We start from the raw sequence: 15,578 nt of genomic DNA, 5'->3' as shown, positions 1-15,578 counted from the left end.
TCTCAGCGCACCCCCTGTGCCTCGCCGGGACCGACGGTCGGGCCGTTGGGTTTCGGCGCTGGGCGGAGGGCTAGCACCTGGCCGGTGATCGTGTGTTCACGGGTGATTTCCACGGTGCCGGTACCGAATTCGATATCGAGGCGTTCACCGTCTCCGTGGGTGAGGCCCGCGTGGTCACCGTCGGTGGTCATGTTCAGGGGAGAGTAGGCGAGGGCCAGGACCAGCGTGCCGCTCGGGAGGTCGATGAGCGCCAGCGGGGAGGTTCGCAGGCGGGGCTCGTGAGTGAGGGCTTCGGCGGGGATCGGGCGGACGCCTGGTTCCACTGGGGGTGAGATCCAGAGGGTTCCGGTTGCCGCGTCGTGATGGACCTCGTAGCGGCCGTCGCCGTGAGCTTCTTCGACGTATGCGCGGAGGCCGTCGAGCGTCAGGGAGTGGCTGCCCTCGGAGGCCAATTCCGGGCCGTGGACATCCCAGCCGCCGTAGCGTGTCCGGGAATCGCACAGCAGCAGGAACAGTCCGTCGTGCACAGGGTTTCTAATCGAGCCGAGGTAGTCCACGGTCGCTGAGCCTACGACGCCGGGCCGGACGGGCGCACACCGTGACATTCACGTCGATCGATGGCGCACAGCGTGTTTCGTATGGTTCACGGTTCGATCGAGGAGTCGCGGATGTGGTGCAGTGAGACCGCCAGGCCCAATCGCATCAGTCCGTAGGGTCCATCGATGGGGAAGCCGAGTTCTGTCTCTGCTTGGGCAACGCGTGCGGCGATCGAATTGTGGTGGCAGAACAACATGCGGGCGGTCCGGCGGCGGGAGCCGGTCATGATCAGGGTGTGCAGGGTCAGCATGATCGTTGCGCCGTTCTTCGCGGCGGCTATGCGGTCGAGTGCGTCGATATCGGCGCCGGTGATGTCGGCGCTTTCGACCAATCGGCACAGTAGCCCGAAGGTTCCGAGCTTCGCGTAGTAGAAGTACGCCGGGTGGACGGTGCTGGGAAAAGCGCGCGGATATCGGGCCGGGAAGCTGAATCGCAGGGCGGCCAGCGCCTGGTCCCAGGATTCGGGTGCTTCGGACGCCTCCAACGTATTGCCGATGCCGACCTGCGTGCCGGCGGGTATGTCCGCAGCTATCGAAACCGGGCCGGGTACGGCTATGGCAGTGAGCGCACCGACGCGCGTGTACAGCAGTCGCGTGCCGGCTTCGCCCAGCTGGCGTGCGAACTGTTCTGCGCCGGGGCCTGCGACGGCGACCGCGGTAAGAGGTGTCGTCGGCGACAGCCCGAGCAGGCGGATGGCGCGGGCGCGCTCGGCGGCGGAGCGGGCGCGGTCGATGACCACTTCCAGCAATGCCGGATCCGCGGCGCCGATCGCATCGGCCGCGTCCTGACGCTGCACGACCACGCAGGTCCGCGCCAATCGGTCGGCGATGAGTGGATCCTGCGGACGCGGTCCGTCCGGTCGGTGGATCCATGCCTGCGACCCGGTGGCGGTGGAACGAGCGACCGCTCCGTCAGGCATCGGGGCAAGGCTTATCTCCGGGCCGCCGTCACTGACCTGCCCGGACTCACCCGGGGGACCGAATCCCACTGCGCCGCCGCAGAACTGCGCCGCCTCGCGCAGCACGGTGCGCAGATCGGCGCCTCGTTCGACCAGGCCGTCGAAGAAGCCGATCACCGCCGCGATCTCGGCGACGGGAAGGTCGCCGTAGATCGCCGTATCCGGATGTAGGTGCCGGTCCGGCACAGCCACCGCCTCGGTCGACGGGAGTTTCCGGGCTCAAGCATCCCCGGTGCCGCCGATCCGGCCAAGATCGCGCATGTCACTCCGCGTGTCGGACGCGAGGCAGGTGCTCGCCGAATGGCGCGGAATGCCGGTCGCCGGATGGTCAAGTGGATCGAATCGGCTCGGACCGATTGACCGCGGTTTTCTCGCCGATAGCATTGGCGATGCCGTCCGAAATCCTCATTCCATGGATTCGGTTCGATGCCAAGAAGTGGTCCAGACGGCAACAACGACGTTGCATCGAAATTACTCGGAGCCGCAGCTTTTCGTGCGCATTCTGCGCCGATCGGTGATGCGTTGAATCAATTGCCGCAGCAGGGCTTCCGGGGGAAGGTACCGGTAGATGGGAAATCTGTCATGCGCGATTTCTGGGAGAAGTCTGTTCGAAAGCAACGTCTTTTGATTGCCGGCACTGTTGTCGCGCTGGCGATATGCGGGGCACCGCGAGCATCGGCCGATATCGGAACAGGGTCGGCAGATACCGGCGTCGAGGTCGAGATCGGTCAACTCATCGAGACCGGCTCGATGAGCCTGAGCGCGGCCGGCAGTGCGGCGGCAGGCGGCAGTGCGGAGGAGGCGGGCGGGGCGCTGGCTCTGGGCAGTGGTAGCGGTATTGCCGGCGGAAGTTCCTCGGCGAGCGCCGATCTCGGCAGCGCTGTCTCCGGAAGCGCGTTGGGTAGCGCTGGTGTGGGTAGCGCGGCGGTGGGAAGCGCGGCGCTCGGCAGCGCAGCGGCGGGAAGTGCCGCAGCGGGAAGCGCCGGGGCAGCCGGGGCGCTCGCGCTCGGCTCCGGGTCGGGCGGTCCCTCGGCGCCGCCGGGCGGATCGCCTGCGCAACCTGCGCCTCAGCCCGCGAACCCGACGCCCCGTGGCGCCAACCCTTCGGCACCACCGCCCGGAACCGGCCGGGGAGCACCGACACTGACATCCCGAACAGGCTCGACACCCAATTCCTCGATACCGCAGGGTCATCCGGAGACCGGTCTGGGCGGCTCGCGCCTGACCGATCACGGACCGGCCGCCGTATTGGCACTGCTGGCGCTGCTCACCGCGGGACTCGCGGTGCGCGAAGCACGAACCCGCGCACAGAAATGACCTCGGACGCGGCCTATGACTCGATCGGCGATTCTCACTTCGTTCGCATCGATCATCTTGACCTTGCTCGCGATCTCGGCCTACCTGGATTCGACTGCACGCCAGTTCGATCCACCAGCCATCGGCGATTCCCGAGGGACACCGGAATCAGAACCCCACCTCGCCTCGCAGCCGATGCGGCTGGAGATCCCCGCAATCGGACTCTCCACCCGGTTGGATCGCATCGCGATGAAGGCCGACGGCACGATCGAAGATCCGGCATCCTTCGATCGCCCCTCGTGGTACGGGTGGGGACCCTCCCCCGGCGATCACGGATCGGCGGTAATCCTCGGACACGTCGATTCCGCACGAGCACCGGCGGTGTTCTTCGCCCTGGATACCTTGGCTCCCGGCGATACCGTCGAAGTGACGCGAGCAGACGGCACCACGGCCGAATTCGTCGTCGACCGCACTCAACTCGTGCCCAAAACCGATTTCCCGAACACGGCCGTATACGGTGACCATGGCGACAGCGAACTGCAGTTGGTCACCTGCGGTGGAGAATTCGATTCCATCGGCCGAACGTACCTGTCCAATTTCATCGTCTATACGAAGTTCACCGGCTGGGGCCGAGAACAACTCGGATAAGGACTGATTCATGCGAGTTTCGCCGATAATAACGTGGTGGATTATCCCGGTCTGTGCCACGGCACTGCTGGCCACAAGCTGCTCCACGGGCAAGCCCGATATTTCGATCGCCGACGCCCGGGAGGCGTTCTACACCCAGCACGTGACATGGGAACCCTGTGCGGCCGAAGCCGAGCCGTGGTTCCCCGACATCACGGATGATCGCACCTGCGCCCGCGTACTGGCCCCGCTCGACTACCGCGCCCCGGGGCGACTCACCCCTGACACGGTCGAAACCGTCTCCCTGGCCGTTGCTCGCCTGCCCGCCACCGAACACAAGCGCGGCACCCTGGTGCTGATCAGCGGCGGACCCGGCGAGCCCGGGCTGGACATGCTGAATATGCCGTTCCCCGAACAGATTCGCAGGAACTTCGACATCGTGTCCTACGATCCACGGGGCGTCGGCCGGACCCGGCCCGCCATTGTCTGCAACAGCCAGGACGAAGAGCAGCTCGACGAGCAGCAGGATCCGGTAACCGCCGCGGAGCAGTCCCGCCGGCTGTTCGTGAACTCCTGCATAGCCGGCACCGGCAAGGAAGTGTTGCGGCACATCGGTTCCGATGAGGCCACCGACGACCTGGATATCCTGCGCGGCGTGCTCGGCAAGCAGCAGCTGAATATCCTTGCGGCGTCCTACGGCACGCAGGTCGCCGCCATGTACATCGACCGCTATCCGCGGGGCTATCGCGCCGCCGCGTTGGACGGAGTTGTCGACGTCACCGAGACGCACACGCAAATGCGGATCGGTCAGGGCAGGGGCTACCAGGACACCTTCAATCGGGTCGCGAGATTCTGCGCCGGTCGCGCCGATTGTCCCCTGGGACCCGATCCGGACCAGGCGGAGAACGTTTTCCGTGCCATCTTGCGCAGCGTCAAGGACCATCCGGTCCCCGCCGGCGCAGCCGCGATCGGCCCCGACGACATCCTGCAGGCCCTCAGCAAAAGCTACCTGTGGCCCACCGGCTGGGTGCCATTCCTCGACGCCCTGACCGCGATCCGCAACGGTGACGGAACCCCGATGCACAATCTGACGGCCGAGGAGACCAGCGAACCACCCCGCCAGACCTCATCCGCCGCTCAAACAGCAAGCGACGCACTGGAAGTGATCACCTGCGCGGATTTCGCCCAGCCCACCGACGATCGCCGCTCCAGGCAAGCCGACGAGCAGGCGCTCTACGACGCGACCACCTACGATCACTACGAACCCCGCCCCACCGAATTTCCCCTCGACACCTGCGCGTTCTGGCCGAACCGAGGCAGCGCCAAGGTGTTTCACCCCGCCCGGGCCCAGAATTCACCCCCGGTCCTGTTCATCGGCACCCGGCATGACCCCACCACGCCGCTGAGCAACGCCGAGCGAATGGCCCGATACCTCGCCAGCCCGCTACTGATCCGCGAAGGCGACGGCCACACCTTCGTCTTCGGCGAAGTCAACACCTGCATCGACGACCGCGTTGTCGGCTACTTCGAAAACCCGGACACGGCACAGGCCATCGTGTGCGCCGAGGAACCCGAGTGACGGCACAACTCAGGTGACCCGTGCAGTCATCAGAGTCTCGAAGGTGTAGGGCCGTAGTCCATCGGTGCGGTCGGCGAAGTACCGCTGCTGCAGGTCTGCCCGTGTGGGGTGGTCCACGACCTTCAGCCCGCACCTGGCTACCAGGCTCTCGATTTCGGCGACCGGCCAGCCGGGCTGAAGCGGCTCGCCGACGGAAGCCGCGATAGGTCTGTAAATACGGTCGTACTCCATCCCACGGTCGTCGAGCGCCGCGTCGTCGGCCAGATAGGAGAACACCACCTCGGACCCTGGAGCGGCCGCCGCGATCATCTGCAACGTCGACTCGATCGCCTCCGCAGTCAGATAGGGGGCGACGCCCGTCCAGCAGAACATCGCCGTCCGCGCCCAATCGAACCCGGCCGCACCCAGTGCCTCCCGAACCGATCCGACCTCGAAATCGACCGGCACGAACACCTGACAGGCGCTGAGCGGCAGCCCGAGTTCACTGACCCGCTCGATCTTCCAAGCTTGGGAGGCAGGATGATCGACCTCGAACACCGTCATCGGTCCGAGCAGATCCGGCCGCCGCCACGCGAACGAGTCGAGCCCCGCACCGAGAATCACATACTGCGTGAAGCCACCGGCAACCAGCCGATCCTCGGCGTACCGGCTGCGGGTACACACGGCCGCACGAGCCTCACGAACGACCCGCCCGGGAAACAACGGCTCGAACCGGTCCCGCAACTCCTGCCAAACCGGGCCCACAAGCACCAGAGCCAGCACATCGTCCAACACCCAAGGCGAGGCGTTCTCCAGGCGAAACAATCCACGCGACACAGCCGCGAACATCGCCGTCCTACTCGGCGCACCCTCCATGCGTCCCTCCTTACCGCCCAGCCCCCGCCACCCTGGCCAAACCCACTCCGCGCACTTCACAGAATGCGCCTGAATCGCCGTGACGGCCATAGCCAGATCTACACCGGCGCGGTGGAGAAGTACTGAACCAGACAGAATTCGTGTTCCTCAGGATCGGCCATCACGACGACCACCCCTTCGGCATACTCGTGCCGCTCGCCAGTGCATCGCCCCCCGAGAGCGACCACCTGCGCGACCCCTTCATCGATATCATCCACGGCAATATCGAGGTGAAGGCGAACCTTTCCACACTTGGGTTCCACAACAGGCTGAAAGACCAAGCGTGGCTGGGGATCACCGGCCTGTCCGAGGTACACCCAACCAGGTTCGGACGGACCCTGCGGGCGCTCCAGCAGAGCGCTCCAAAAGGCAGCAACCCGATGCACATCGACGCAATCGATGGTCACCCCCACCCAACGGTTTGTCATTTCGCCAGTATCGATCGATCGCACACCGATGGCGAACCGATCAACTGTTCTCGTCGTGCACCAAGTGCGTACGCGTGGCCTGGCGGGAACAGATGATCGAGGAGTGCAGATCCGCTGGCGGCCGATCGAACTAGATTGGCGTTCGTGGATAGAGAGATCGGCTCGGTTTGGGAGTTGAGGCGCTCCGGGAGTGTTCTCGCGACAATCGAAGTCACCGGTCTGGACGAACATCGGGTGAACGGAAAGTTCGTTGCGACACCTGAATTCCAGTACGTCGCACCATTGTTCGCGGCGCAGGGGTCGCTCCAGGAACTGGCGGCCCCGGAGATCACAGAGGGGGTGATCCGCGCGTGGGAAGGGCTGTACGACACCATCTGCCGGTCGATGGTGCTGGTGGCTCCTTCCGGGCCGGTTCGGGAGTTCGTGCTCGGTGTGTACGACGCTGATGGAGAGCTTCCCCGGCCTGGAGCGGAAGCGGAGGCGAGCATCGAGTGGAGCGCGCACTCCTATCGTGACCTGCTCGCATGGCGAGCCGAACACTACCGGCCGAGCAACTGAATTGCCGCTGCCGGTGACGTCAGCCGATGAAGGGATTGCCCCAGCCCTCGTTGCAGGCGGCGATGATCGTCACCGTACCTGCGTAGCAAGGGATGATCCCGAACCCCACCAGGAATCGAATCGTGGCGGAGTTCCGGCCTCGAAAGTGCATGCGTACGGTGCTGACGATCGCGATCACCGCCCAGATGGCTAGCGCGAGAAGCGATCCCACCGGTAGTGCCCAGAAGTACAGGACGCCGACGAGCATCAGCATGGAGACGAAGATCAGTGCGAACCCCGATACGACACCGAGGAGCACGTCCCAGCAGTACCGGAGCCAGATCCACGGACCGGCCCGCCCGGCGACCTTCTCGACGGTGAGATCGGTATCGGCCGTACGCATAAGTCGAGCATCGCGACGTCTACTTCGCTGGTCAATACTGTTCTGGTAAGTGCTCTCAGCGTCACATAGGCGGAGTTCAGGATGGCCGTGTGGAAGAGGCGGAGCGGGAGGGTTGCTCGTTAGGATTGCTCGTGACGTCGAGGCAGGTCTTCCTTCAGCTGGGAGCTGATGACCGGCGGCAGGTCCACCTGGCGTTGTGTGAGGAGGCGCTGTCGGTCTGGGTCGGGTTCGTGCGGGGCAAGCGTGGTCGGATTCGGTATCGCGATTCGGTCGCCGGGGTGCGGCACGAACTGGATGTCGAACTTCCGGCCGATGCGCTTCGATCCGTCTGTGCTGGACGGGATCTGGCGGATGTCAGTGGGCGGTATCTCGAGCCGATCACCGCTTTGCAGGACGATGATCTGAGGTTCCCCGAATCGGTCGAGTTCGCCTTCTACGCGATTTACAACTGTTTCTCCAAGTATGTCCGCGGAGAAGACATCTCGGATTGGCTCATCGTCAACCAGGCCTTGTCGATTCACGACCCCGGCGAGGTCGAGGAACGGCTGATGCGCGCGATCGAGCATCGCATCGCGCTCGGCGGATGAGGTAGAAAGTCCACGAAGACATCAGTTCTCGCGGACGGAGCCCCATGCCGATTACGAACCAGCAGGTCGCGGAGCATACGTTCCTGAAACCGCTCTACGCCGACTCGTACTTCCCTGCTCATGTTCTCGACAAGGGCGTGGCGATCCTGCAGCGCCTGTGCGAGCGGATCGAGGCCGAGAAGCCGGCGGATCTGGCTGCGCTGTACACGCTGACTTGGGCGGCGACCGAGGAATTCAACCTGTTGGAGGCGGAGTTCGAAGCGGCCGGGAGCGAGATCGAGACGGTGGCGCGGGATGAGATCGGCGAGGATTTCTGGTTCATCGCCTCGGCCTACGGATTCAGCGACGCCGATTCGGAGGAGTTGATCGCGACCCGCGACTGGTGAACCGGCCCTATTCGCCGGTCCGACCGTCGATTCGCTCTCGCAGCAGGTCGGCGTGACCATTGTGACGAGCGTATTCCTCGATCATGTGCATCAGGATCCAGCGCGCGCTGTAGCCACCCTCGCCGGGCCGGCGCTCACTGACCGTATCGAGTGACTCACAGCCGCGGCGAACGAGCCTGATTAGCGACAGCTTCGAAGGCGAGACCGCTTGTAGCCGCGACTGGGCGGCGGAAGCCCTGGACACGCCAAGGTATCCCGCTGGAACGGGAGAAATCCGGTCAGCGTTTCCCGCTCACCGACAATCCGGGACGTCTGGTCCCGCCCGCTCGACTCCATTCGATCATTCTCGCCCGGTCACCCATCACCGCCACCCGGATCCGCGCGTTCGCCGACTTCGAACCGCCACGATCCACCCTCGCCACCACCGTCCGGGATGACCAAGGCCCACGGCCGGACCCTGATCCACGCGGGACGAGCGGATAATTAAGGCGCGCAACAATCTCGGCAGATATAGACTCCCGCAGCGTGGACGTCTATCTGCTAAGGCACATCCATCACGCCAAGCCGTCGGACGGGTCACCAGCACGACACGTCGATGATGACGGAAATCTCGACTGGGACGAACAACAAGACGACATCAAGCTCCTGGGCGTCTATTCCACCGAGCAACTCGCCCAGGAACGCATCCGTGAAGCGCGGACCCGACCCGGCTTCATCGATGAACCCGATTGTTTTCAGATCGCAAGGTACGAAGTCGACAGGGGCGAGTGGACATCGGGCTACTTCACATACCACTACTGATCAGGGACGACTTACAGGCGTTGCCTACCGTATTCCACTGGCAGGCAACGCCTATCGATGGTCAGTTGCCCGTGGTGACCAGGTTGTCGTCGATGAGGTGCAGGCGGCGGGCGAGGTCTGAGGCGAAGATCCGTTCGGGGTCGACGGCGTCGCGGATTCGACGCCATTCCTCGAGCCGCGGATACATCGTGTGGATCAATTCCGGGCTGGTGCGGGAGTCCTTGGCGAAGTACAGGCGACCACCGGCATCGAGCACCCGCTGATCGAGACGCGCGCAGAATTCCCCCAGACCTGGCTTGAGTGGGAAATCCAGGCTGAGCATATAGCCGGGATGCGGCCATGACAGCGGAGCCGGGTTGGCGGCGCCCATGCGTTTGAACACGTTCAGGAATGACCGATGCCCGGAATGCGCGATGGCGCGGACCGCGGACGCGAGCTGCTGTTCGGCGCCGAACGGCATGGAGAACTGGTACTGCAGGAATCCGCGGCGTCCGTAGGCGCGGTTCCATTCACCGAGCAGATCCAGCGGATGATAGAACTGCGTCAGGTTCTGGATCCTACCGCGCGCCTGACGCGGATACACCCGGTGGGCGGCTTCGGCGGCGATGCGGGTGGTGAGGTTGTTGACCATGCCGTTGGGGAAGATATCGGGCACGGTGAGCAGTTGGGGCGCATCGAATTTCAGCGGGTTGCGCCGGAGTTTGGGTGGCAGCTGATCCAGGGTGGCCAGGGAGCCGCGGCTGAATCCGGCGCGACCGAGTTTCGAGTCGGTGCTGATGGTGTCGGGTACCGACATCGAGTATTCGTAGCCGTCGTCGGAGCCTCCGGTGAGCAGCTCCATGGTTTCGGCGAGGTTGTCGGTGCGGTCGTTGTCGACGATGAAGTACGCGGTTTCGGTGTGCTTCATCCGAACCCGGGCGCGCACGATGATGCCGGTCAGGCCCATGCCGCCGACGGTGGCCCAGAACAGTTCCGCGTCGGCGCCTTCGGGTGCGAGAGTGCGCAGCGTGCCGTCTGCGGTGAGCAAGTCCATCGATACGACGTGGTTGCCGAAACTGCCGTGCGAGTGATGGTTCTTGCCGTGGATATCGGAGGCGATCGCGCCGCCCACGGTGACCTGACGGGTACCGGGCAGCACCGGAACCCACAAGCCATGGGGCAGAACTGTTTTCATGAGCATGTCGAGGCTGACGCCGGCGTCGAGATCGACAATGCCGGTATCGGGATCGATGTGGTGGATTCGGCCGAACGCGGTCATGTCGACGACCAGCCCGCCACCATTCTGCGCGGGGTCACCGTAGCTGCGCCCGAGTCCGCGGGCGATGACCCCGCGCGGACCGGCGGTACTCACGGCTTTGGCGACCATGTCGAGGTCAGGAGTGGAAAGTACCTGCGCCACAGACGATGCGGTACGTCCCCACCCCGAAAGCCGACGTCGATCGATCACAGATCCCCCTTGAATGAAATTCACTTCGCTACAGTAGCCGCGTATGCGAGCCACACATCGGGATCGGTCGCCCACAGGTCCTGACCGACGCCGGGCACCTCTTCGAATTGGCAGTTGACACGCCATCCGGGCCGGATCCGGGTTCCAAAAGAGTGGCAGCCGATCGGTTCTCGATTTAGGTTCGGCCCATGGAAACTGTGGTCGAGTCCGCTCCGTACCGGACGGATTGCGTCGAATGCGGGCATTCGGCCGCCGCCAGCGTTGTCGAGGTGCTGGCGGATGGGAAGCAGGAGTGGGACCTGCACGGAACGTGCGGGAACTGTGGAAGTGAGTGGTATGAGTGTGATTTCGGGCCGCCACCGGCGAGTGTGCGTGCAGCGATACTGGCAGAGAATGGGCCGACCGTGCTCGAGCTCGAAGCCGGAAGTACGACACCGGCGAAGGTGATGCGGGTCCTGCGCCAGGTACGGGCGCTGCCGTTGGGGCAGGCTCGGGCCTTGGCCGACGAACTCTTGCGCATTGGGCTTCGAGGGACTCGGGTGGAGATGGAATTGCTTGCGCGGCCCCTCCGCGCGGCGGGCGTGATCGTGAGGCTAGTACCGGGGTGACGTTTGATGCAACGGGAAGCTCGCCGGTGAGGATTCAGGCCCGTAAGTGGTTGGGAGAGTTGGGGACTGGGATTTCGAAAGTCCAGGGGCCGATGCGGCCGGGGCGGGCGGCGGCTTGGGAGTGGAGGTGGAGGAAGTCGGTGCGGGGGAGGTCGGTGGCGCCGAGGGAGGCGAGGTGGGAGGAGGTGACCTGGCAGTCGATGAGGGGGAAGTCCCAGGCGGTCAGTTGGGCGCAGAGCCAGTAGAGGGCGATTTTCGAGGTGTCGCGGGCGCGGGAGAACATGGATTCGCCGGCGAAGGAGCGGCCGCGGGCTACGCCGTAGAGGCCGCCGACGAGGTGGCCTGCGCGCCATACTTCGACCGAATGGGCGTGGCCGAGGTGGTGCAGGTGCAGGTAGGCCTGCATCATGTCGGAGCCGATCCAGGTGCCGCCTTCCTCGTCGCGGGGGGCGGCGCAGTGCGAGATCACTTCGGCGAAGGCCTGATCCATGGTGACGGCGTAGTCGGCGGCGGCGACGGATCGGCGGTGGGACTTGGTGACCCGCAGGGCAGTCGGCAGCAGGATGCTGCGCGGGTCGGGGCAGAACCATTGGATGATCTCGCCGGGGTTGTACCAGGGGAAGATGCCCGCCGAGTATGCCGTCAGCAGTCGTTGCGGCGACAGATCGCCGCCGAGGGCGACCAGTCCGGTGGGGTCCGCGAGTTCGACGGGCGGGAAAGGCTGATCCGGATCGACCAGGAACATTCGCATCAGGTCGGTTTCGTCGGTCACCGCAACGACCTTACCGACTTGATCACTCGCTTACTCGGGTCCCGGTTCGGCGGGGTGCAGCCCGCTCACGATCTCGTCGGCGAGCAGCAGGCTGGCCAAACCGTGAGCATGCTTCTCGCGGCGCACGAGCGAAACTATGTTGTTGCTGAAGGCATCTCGCACCGGCCGGAAGACCAGGCGGCCGTCGCGTAGTTCCTCGGCGATGTCGAATTCGCTGAGGAAGGCGATGGCGTCGCCGGAAGTCGCGAGGCGCTTCATCGTCTCGATGGAATTGGTGTGGAAGGCCGGGTGAACCTCGAGACCGGCCTTGCTGAAGGCTTCCGCGACGATGCCGTGGATCACCATGGACCGGTCGGCGAAGATCAGCGGGTAGGGGGTGCAGTGCGCGAGCGGGATCGTGTCCATGTGAGCCAGCGGATGATGCTGGGAGACAACAACTCCCAGCTTGGTGTTCATCTGCCAGCAGACCTCGATCTGATTCGAGGAGGGGACATTGAACGCGAGCCCCAGATCAGCTTCGCTGTTCTCCACCGCGCGCAGGACTTCGAGAGTCGTCATGGTGCGGATCGAGATACGGACCTGCGGATGCCGGAAGTGAAAGGCCGCGGCGGCATTGGCGACGACGCCGCTGGCCAAGCCGGTCATGGTGGCGATCACGACTTCACCGTGACCGAGCGCATGCAGATCGCGGATATCGGCGACCGTTTCGCGGTATTGCTGCAGGGTTCGCCGGATGTGTGCCAGTAGCGCTTCCCCGGCCGGCGTGGGACGCATGCCGCGGGGCAGCCGCTCGAACAGGGGTTGATCGAGTTCGGCTTCCAGCAGCAGGATCTGACGGTTGATGGCCGAGGGCGCGACGTGCAGTTTGGCGCCGGCGGCGCGGATCGACCCCAGCCGCGCCACCTCGTCGATGTAATGCAGCATTCGCGAGTGGAGCATCGTGTTACCTCCCAGACATACCGTTCGAAAAAAGAGTACAGGTTGCGCGAAAACGAATGCTTGTCAGCAACGGTCGGGATCGAGTTCTATCAGTGCCAGGTCGAGCAGCTGCCGAAATCAGCCTCTACCTGCAAGTACATGAGCTCCGAGGTGAGGATCCGCCATGCCCGCATTCGTGTCGCCGACCGACACTCAATTCGAGACCGCCACAGCGGTTTCCGCCCAGGACGAGCATGTCCGGACGATCTTCGGCATTCTCGAGGGCGAACGGGAAGCCGATCTGCTGCTGCGCAATCTCAATATTCTCGATGTGCACACCGAATCGGTTTATCCGGGATCGCTGCTGGTGCACGGGCAGCGCATCATCGCCTTGAATCCGGACGAGTCGATCGTACGGTTTCGCGAATCCTTCGACGGTGAAGGGCTTTACGCGATTCCGGGACTGATCGACGCGCATCTGCATTTCGAATCCCAGCTGGCGCATCCGGCGGCCTTCGGTGAGGCGATCGTGCCCAGTGGCACGACCACGGTGTTCGGCGAAACCCTCGACTTCGCCAGCGCGGCCGGCGATGAGGCCGTGGATGCGGCGAAAGCGCTGTTCACCGACCACGAAAGACTCCCCTACCGGCTGTATGCGTTCGCGCCGGGCAAGAAAACCTCGACCGAGGTGACCGAGGCGATGCTGGGCATGGATCCGGTGATCGGGCTGGGTGAGCTCGCGCATCTGTCGTACATGACCGGCAATGCCGACGACTTCCGGAAATCCGCGCTGGGACGGGCGAATGCGGGGGTCGTGAACTGCCACTGGGGTGTGACGGCGCTGTCGGACACGCTGCTCAACTACATGCCCGCGATCGGCGTCGACAACAACCACGATGTGTGGAACGAGGACGATATCGAGAAGAGCGTCCGCTACGGGTTGAACACGCAGATCAAGTTCGGCGTCGGCAGCCCCGAAGTCATTCGAACCATGTTGCGCGCCATCGTGAAACGGCGCTGGCCGGCGGAGAATTTCCAGCTCTGCGCCGACAATATCTCGGTGGATCGGGTGCTGCGGCTGGGGCATATCGACTGGGTGATCTCGCTGGCGATCGAGATGGGGATGCCGCCCATTCAGGCCATCAAGATGGGGACGTTGTACACCGCGCGTTCCTTTCACAAGGACCGCGATCTCGGCTCGCTGAGCCCGGGGCGATTCGCCGATATCGTGCTGACCGACAGCCTCTCGAAAATCAATCCGCGGTATGTGTTCAAGGGTGGGCAGCTGGTTGCCAAGGACCGCAAGCTGATCGAGGCGGTCGGCATCGACTATTCGGCGCTGGCGAAGCGACCGCGGCCCGGCCTGGCGGGGTTGCGCGCCGAACAGCTCGAGCTCGCCCCGATCGAGGTCTCGGCTGACGGCGCGCAGGCGAAAGTGCTGCTCTTCGATGTGTACGGGCGTGGCCATCTCAAATTCGCGCAGGAGATCTGGGTGCCGCTGCGGGACGGGGTGGTCGTCCCCGAATACGAAGGGGTGCGGTTGAACCGGATCTCCGTCGTGCAGCGGTACGCCGACGGTGAGCGGCACATCGTCAACGGGTTGTTCAAGGGCGTGTCGATCGAGGACGGTGCGGTCTCCACGTTCTGGCCCGCGCCCTCGGCGTACTTCGTGGTCGTCGGCACCGACAGCGTTGAGATGCGCGATAACCTCGCCGAGCTCGACGCGCTGGTGGGCGGCTGCGTCGTGACCGCCGGCGGGGAGGTGAAAGCCGTACTGCCGCTGGACTTCTACGGCGTCATGGCCGATATGAACCTGACCCAGCTCGTCGATGCCACCCGTGCCATCGACGATGCGCTGGCGAAGCTCGGCAACCGGAACGAAGGCGAACCGGTGGTCAACAAACTCCTCACCCTGTTCATCTCGCTGGACCGATTCGGGTTCATGAAATAGCGGTCGAGACCTCCCACACCCCAGAGCAATTCGTCGCGAAAGGAAATGCGACCATCATGCTGCACGACAACGACACGGGAGTCGACACCGGAAACAGGGTGCGCCGCTGGATCACCTACATCGCCGGAATCTACGTTCTCACCCTGGGTTTGAGCCTGGCCATCCGGGCGGGCATCGGCATCTCCCCGCAAAGCAGCCTCACCCGCACCATGACCTTGGTTTTCCCGGGCCTCACCCAGGGCAATTTCAATCTCATCCTCGAACTCATCATGCTGGTCCTGACCTTCCTGGTCTGGCCCCGCGCCTTCAAGACCGGCCACCTGCTCTCGATCGTCCCCGCACTGGTCCTGGCATTCCTGCTCGACTTCAACCTCGCGGTGACGCGCTGGATTCACATCGGCCCATACCCGGCGAAAGTCGTGCTGCTCATCTTCGCCGACGCCATGCTGGCATTCGGCCTGTTCCTGATGATCCGCGCGAACCTGGTCCTCATGCCGATCGACCTGTTCGTCAACACCATCCAGCGCAAGACCGGCTGGAAATGGGGAAACATCAAAACCGTCTTCGACTGCACCCTGCTCGCACTCTCGGCGACCATCGGACTGACGTTGCTCGGCGCACCCCATTTCATCCGTGAAGGCACGATCATCAATGCGGTGCTGGTCGGGCAGTATGTGAAGCTGTATTTCTTCCTGCACGCGAAGTTCACGGCACGGAAGGCGACGCCGGCCGCCGTGACCGAATAGGCCGGGACAGGGGCCGGCTCGTCATTCGAACGGGTGGCCCCCA

Annotated in this window: 18 protein-coding genes; 9 read left to right on the top strand and 9 right to left on the bottom strand. The window is 64.3% G+C overall.

What is annotated here, in order from left to right; translation table 11 throughout:
- Positions 1 to 2: 2 nt before the first annotated feature.
- Both LTV02_RS07300 and LTV02_RS07295 read right to left on the bottom strand, forming a co-directional pair.
- Positions 3 to 527 carry a hypothetical protein gene (locus tag LTV02_RS07300; RefSeq protein WP_233039207.1) on the bottom strand — a complete coding sequence of 175 codons (525 nt, stop codon included), beginning with the start codon at positions 525 to 527 and terminating at the stop codon, positions 3 to 5.
- 116 nt (positions 528 to 643) lie between these two features.
- A complete protein-coding gene (locus LTV02_RS07295; RefSeq protein WP_233039205.1) occupies positions 644 to 1,741 on the bottom strand; it encodes a helix-turn-helix domain-containing protein in 1,098 nt (365 codons plus the stop codon).
- A gap of 240 nt (positions 1,742 to 1,981) precedes the next feature.
- Between LTV02_RS07295 and LTV02_RS07290 the strand changes: the two genes are divergently transcribed.
- Genes LTV02_RS07290 through LTV02_RS07280 form a run of 3 tightly spaced genes read left to right on the top strand, consistent with a single transcriptional unit; the run spans position 1,982 to position 5,057 of the window.
- Positions 1,982 to 2,872, top strand: a complete 891-nt coding sequence (locus LTV02_RS07290; protein WP_233039203.1) for a hypothetical protein — start codon at positions 1,982 to 1,984, stop codon at positions 2,870 to 2,872.
- 57 nt (positions 2,873 to 2,929) lie between these two features.
- Positions 2,930 to 3,499, top strand: coding sequence for a class F sortase (locus LTV02_RS07285; RefSeq protein ID WP_233039202.1), 570 nt, complete (start codon positions 2,930 to 2,932; stop codon positions 3,497 to 3,499).
- A gap of 10 nt (positions 3,500 to 3,509) precedes the next feature.
- Positions 3,510 to 5,057 (top strand): alpha/beta hydrolase, encoded by a 1,548-nt coding sequence (locus tag LTV02_RS07280; protein WP_233039200.1) that lies wholly within the window; start codon positions 3,510 to 3,512, stop codon positions 5,055 to 5,057.
- Between the two features lie 9 nt (positions 5,058 to 5,066).
- On the opposite strand, the gene LTV02_RS07275 is transcribed toward LTV02_RS07280, so the two are convergent.
- Positions 5,067 to 5,912 (bottom strand): class I SAM-dependent methyltransferase, encoded by an 846-nt coding sequence (locus tag LTV02_RS07275; RefSeq protein WP_233039199.1) that lies wholly within the window; start codon positions 5,910 to 5,912, stop codon positions 5,067 to 5,069.
- Positions 5,913 to 6,010: 98 nt separating this feature from the next.
- Positions 6,011 to 6,379: a VOC family protein gene (locus LTV02_RS07270; RefSeq protein WP_233039197.1), complete on the bottom strand. Its 369-nt coding sequence runs from the start codon at positions 6,377 to 6,379 to the stop codon at positions 6,011 to 6,013.
- A gap of 144 nt (positions 6,380 to 6,523) precedes the next feature.
- Between LTV02_RS07270 and LTV02_RS07265 the strand changes: the two genes are divergently transcribed.
- Positions 6,524 to 6,937, top strand: coding sequence for a hypothetical protein (locus LTV02_RS07265; protein ID WP_233039196.1), 414 nt, complete (start codon positions 6,524 to 6,526; stop codon positions 6,935 to 6,937).
- 19 nt (positions 6,938 to 6,956) lie between these two features.
- On the opposite strand, the gene LTV02_RS07260 is transcribed toward LTV02_RS07265, so the two are convergent.
- Positions 6,957 to 7,319: a hypothetical protein gene (locus LTV02_RS07260; RefSeq protein WP_233039195.1), complete on the bottom strand. Its 363-nt coding sequence runs from the start codon at positions 7,317 to 7,319 to the stop codon at positions 6,957 to 6,959.
- 89 nt (positions 7,320 to 7,408) lie between these two features.
- On the opposite strand from LTV02_RS07260, the gene LTV02_RS07255 reads away from it, so the two are divergent.
- Together LTV02_RS07255 and LTV02_RS07250 are read left to right on the top strand one after the other, a co-directional pair.
- On the top strand, positions 7,409 to 7,906 hold the full coding sequence (locus tag LTV02_RS07255) for a hypothetical protein (protein ID WP_233039194.1): 498 nt from the start codon (positions 7,409 to 7,411) through the stop codon (positions 7,904 to 7,906).
- Between the two features lie 44 nt (positions 7,907 to 7,950).
- A complete protein-coding gene (locus LTV02_RS07250) occupies positions 7,951 to 8,292 on the top strand; it encodes a DUF5713 family protein (protein ID WP_233039193.1) in 342 nt (113 codons plus the stop codon).
- A gap of 7 nt (positions 8,293 to 8,299) precedes the next feature.
- Here LTV02_RS07250 and LTV02_RS39585 read toward each other — a convergent pair whose 3' ends face one another.
- Complete coding sequence (locus LTV02_RS39585; protein WP_408639341.1) at positions 8,300 to 8,536, bottom strand: mycothiol transferase; 237 nt, start codon at positions 8,534 to 8,536, stop codon at positions 8,300 to 8,302.
- A gap of 281 nt (positions 8,537 to 8,817) precedes the next feature.
- Here LTV02_RS39585 and LTV02_RS07240 point away from each other — a divergent pair, with 281 nt between their 5' ends.
- The gene (locus tag LTV02_RS07240; protein ID WP_233039192.1) at positions 8,818 to 9,093 is read left to right on the top strand and encodes a DUF7336 domain-containing protein; all 276 of its coding nucleotides are present in this window, start codon (positions 8,818 to 8,820) and stop codon (positions 9,091 to 9,093) included.
- Between the two features lie 61 nt (positions 9,094 to 9,154).
- On the opposite strand, the gene LTV02_RS07235 is transcribed toward LTV02_RS07240, so the two are convergent.
- The 3 genes from LTV02_RS07235 to LTV02_RS07225 all read right to left on the bottom strand — a co-directional run bounded on the left by LTV02_RS07235 (position 9,155) and on the right by LTV02_RS07225 (position 12,859).
- On the bottom strand, positions 9,155 to 10,492 hold the full coding sequence (locus LTV02_RS07235; RefSeq protein WP_269821612.1) for an FAD-binding oxidoreductase: 1,338 nt from the start codon (positions 10,490 to 10,492) through the stop codon (positions 9,155 to 9,157).
- A gap of 690 nt (positions 10,493 to 11,182) precedes the next feature.
- Positions 11,183 to 11,920, bottom strand: coding sequence for a leucyl/phenylalanyl-tRNA--protein transferase (gene aat / locus LTV02_RS07230; protein WP_233039191.1), 738 nt, complete (start codon positions 11,918 to 11,920; stop codon positions 11,183 to 11,185).
- A gap of 30 nt (positions 11,921 to 11,950) precedes the next feature.
- Positions 11,951 to 12,859: a LysR family transcriptional regulator gene (locus LTV02_RS07225; protein WP_067713140.1), complete on the bottom strand. Its 909-nt coding sequence runs from the start codon at positions 12,857 to 12,859 to the stop codon at positions 11,951 to 11,953.
- 163 nt (positions 12,860 to 13,022) lie between these two features.
- Between LTV02_RS07225 and LTV02_RS07220 the strand changes: the two genes are divergently transcribed.
- Positions 13,023 to 14,789 (top strand): adenine deaminase C-terminal domain-containing protein, encoded by a 1,767-nt coding sequence (locus LTV02_RS07220; protein WP_233039190.1) that lies wholly within the window; start codon positions 13,023 to 13,025, stop codon positions 14,787 to 14,789.
- A 56-nt stretch (positions 14,790 to 14,845) separates the two neighbouring features.
- A complete protein-coding gene (locus tag LTV02_RS07215; RefSeq protein WP_233039189.1) occupies positions 14,846 to 15,535 on the top strand; it encodes a YczE/YyaS/YitT family protein in 690 nt (229 codons plus the stop codon).
- The last annotated feature ends 43 nt before the right edge of the window (positions 15,536 to 15,578 follow it).

It is taken from the genome of Nocardia yamanashiensis (assembly GCF_021183565.1).
GTDB classification, from domain to species: domain Bacteria; phylum Actinomycetota; class Actinomycetes; order Mycobacteriales; family Mycobacteriaceae; genus Nocardia; species Nocardia yamanashiensis.
The sequence above is the reverse complement of the archived record's forward strand: the minus strand, read 5'-3'. Positions and strand labels throughout refer to the sequence as shown.

Bases quoted from the DNA above. Each gene is read 5' to 3' on its own strand.
- LTV02_RS07220 (WP_233039190.1), top strand. From the start codon at position 13,023: ATGCCCGCATTCGTGTCGCCGACCGACACTCAATTCGAGACCGCCACA.
- LTV02_RS07260 (WP_233039195.1), bottom strand. From the start codon at position 7,319: ATGCGTACGGCCGATACCGATCTCACCGTCGAGAAGGTCGCCGGGCGG.
- LTV02_RS07225 (WP_067713140.1), bottom strand. From the start codon at position 12,859: ATGCTCCACTCGCGAATGCTGCATTACATCGACGAGGTGGCGCGGCTG.
- LTV02_RS07280 (WP_233039200.1), top strand. From the start codon at position 3,510: ATGCGAGTTTCGCCGATAATAACGTGGTGGATTATCCCGGTCTGTGCC.
- LTV02_RS07270 (WP_233039197.1), bottom strand. From the start codon at position 6,379: ATGACAAACCGTTGGGTGGGGGTGACCATCGATTGCGTCGATGTGCAT.
- LTV02_RS07275 (WP_233039199.1), bottom strand. From the start codon at position 5,912: ATGGAGGGTGCGCCGAGTAGGACGGCGATGTTCGCGGCTGTGTCGCGT.
- LTV02_RS07215 (WP_233039189.1), top strand. From the start codon at position 14,846: ATGCTGCACGACAACGACACGGGAGTCGACACCGGAAACAGGGTGCGC.
- LTV02_RS07290 (WP_233039203.1), top strand. From the start codon at position 1,982: ATGCCAAGAAGTGGTCCAGACGGCAACAACGACGTTGCATCGAAATTA.
- LTV02_RS07250 (WP_233039193.1), top strand. From the start codon at position 7,951: ATGCCGATTACGAACCAGCAGGTCGCGGAGCATACGTTCCTGAAACCG.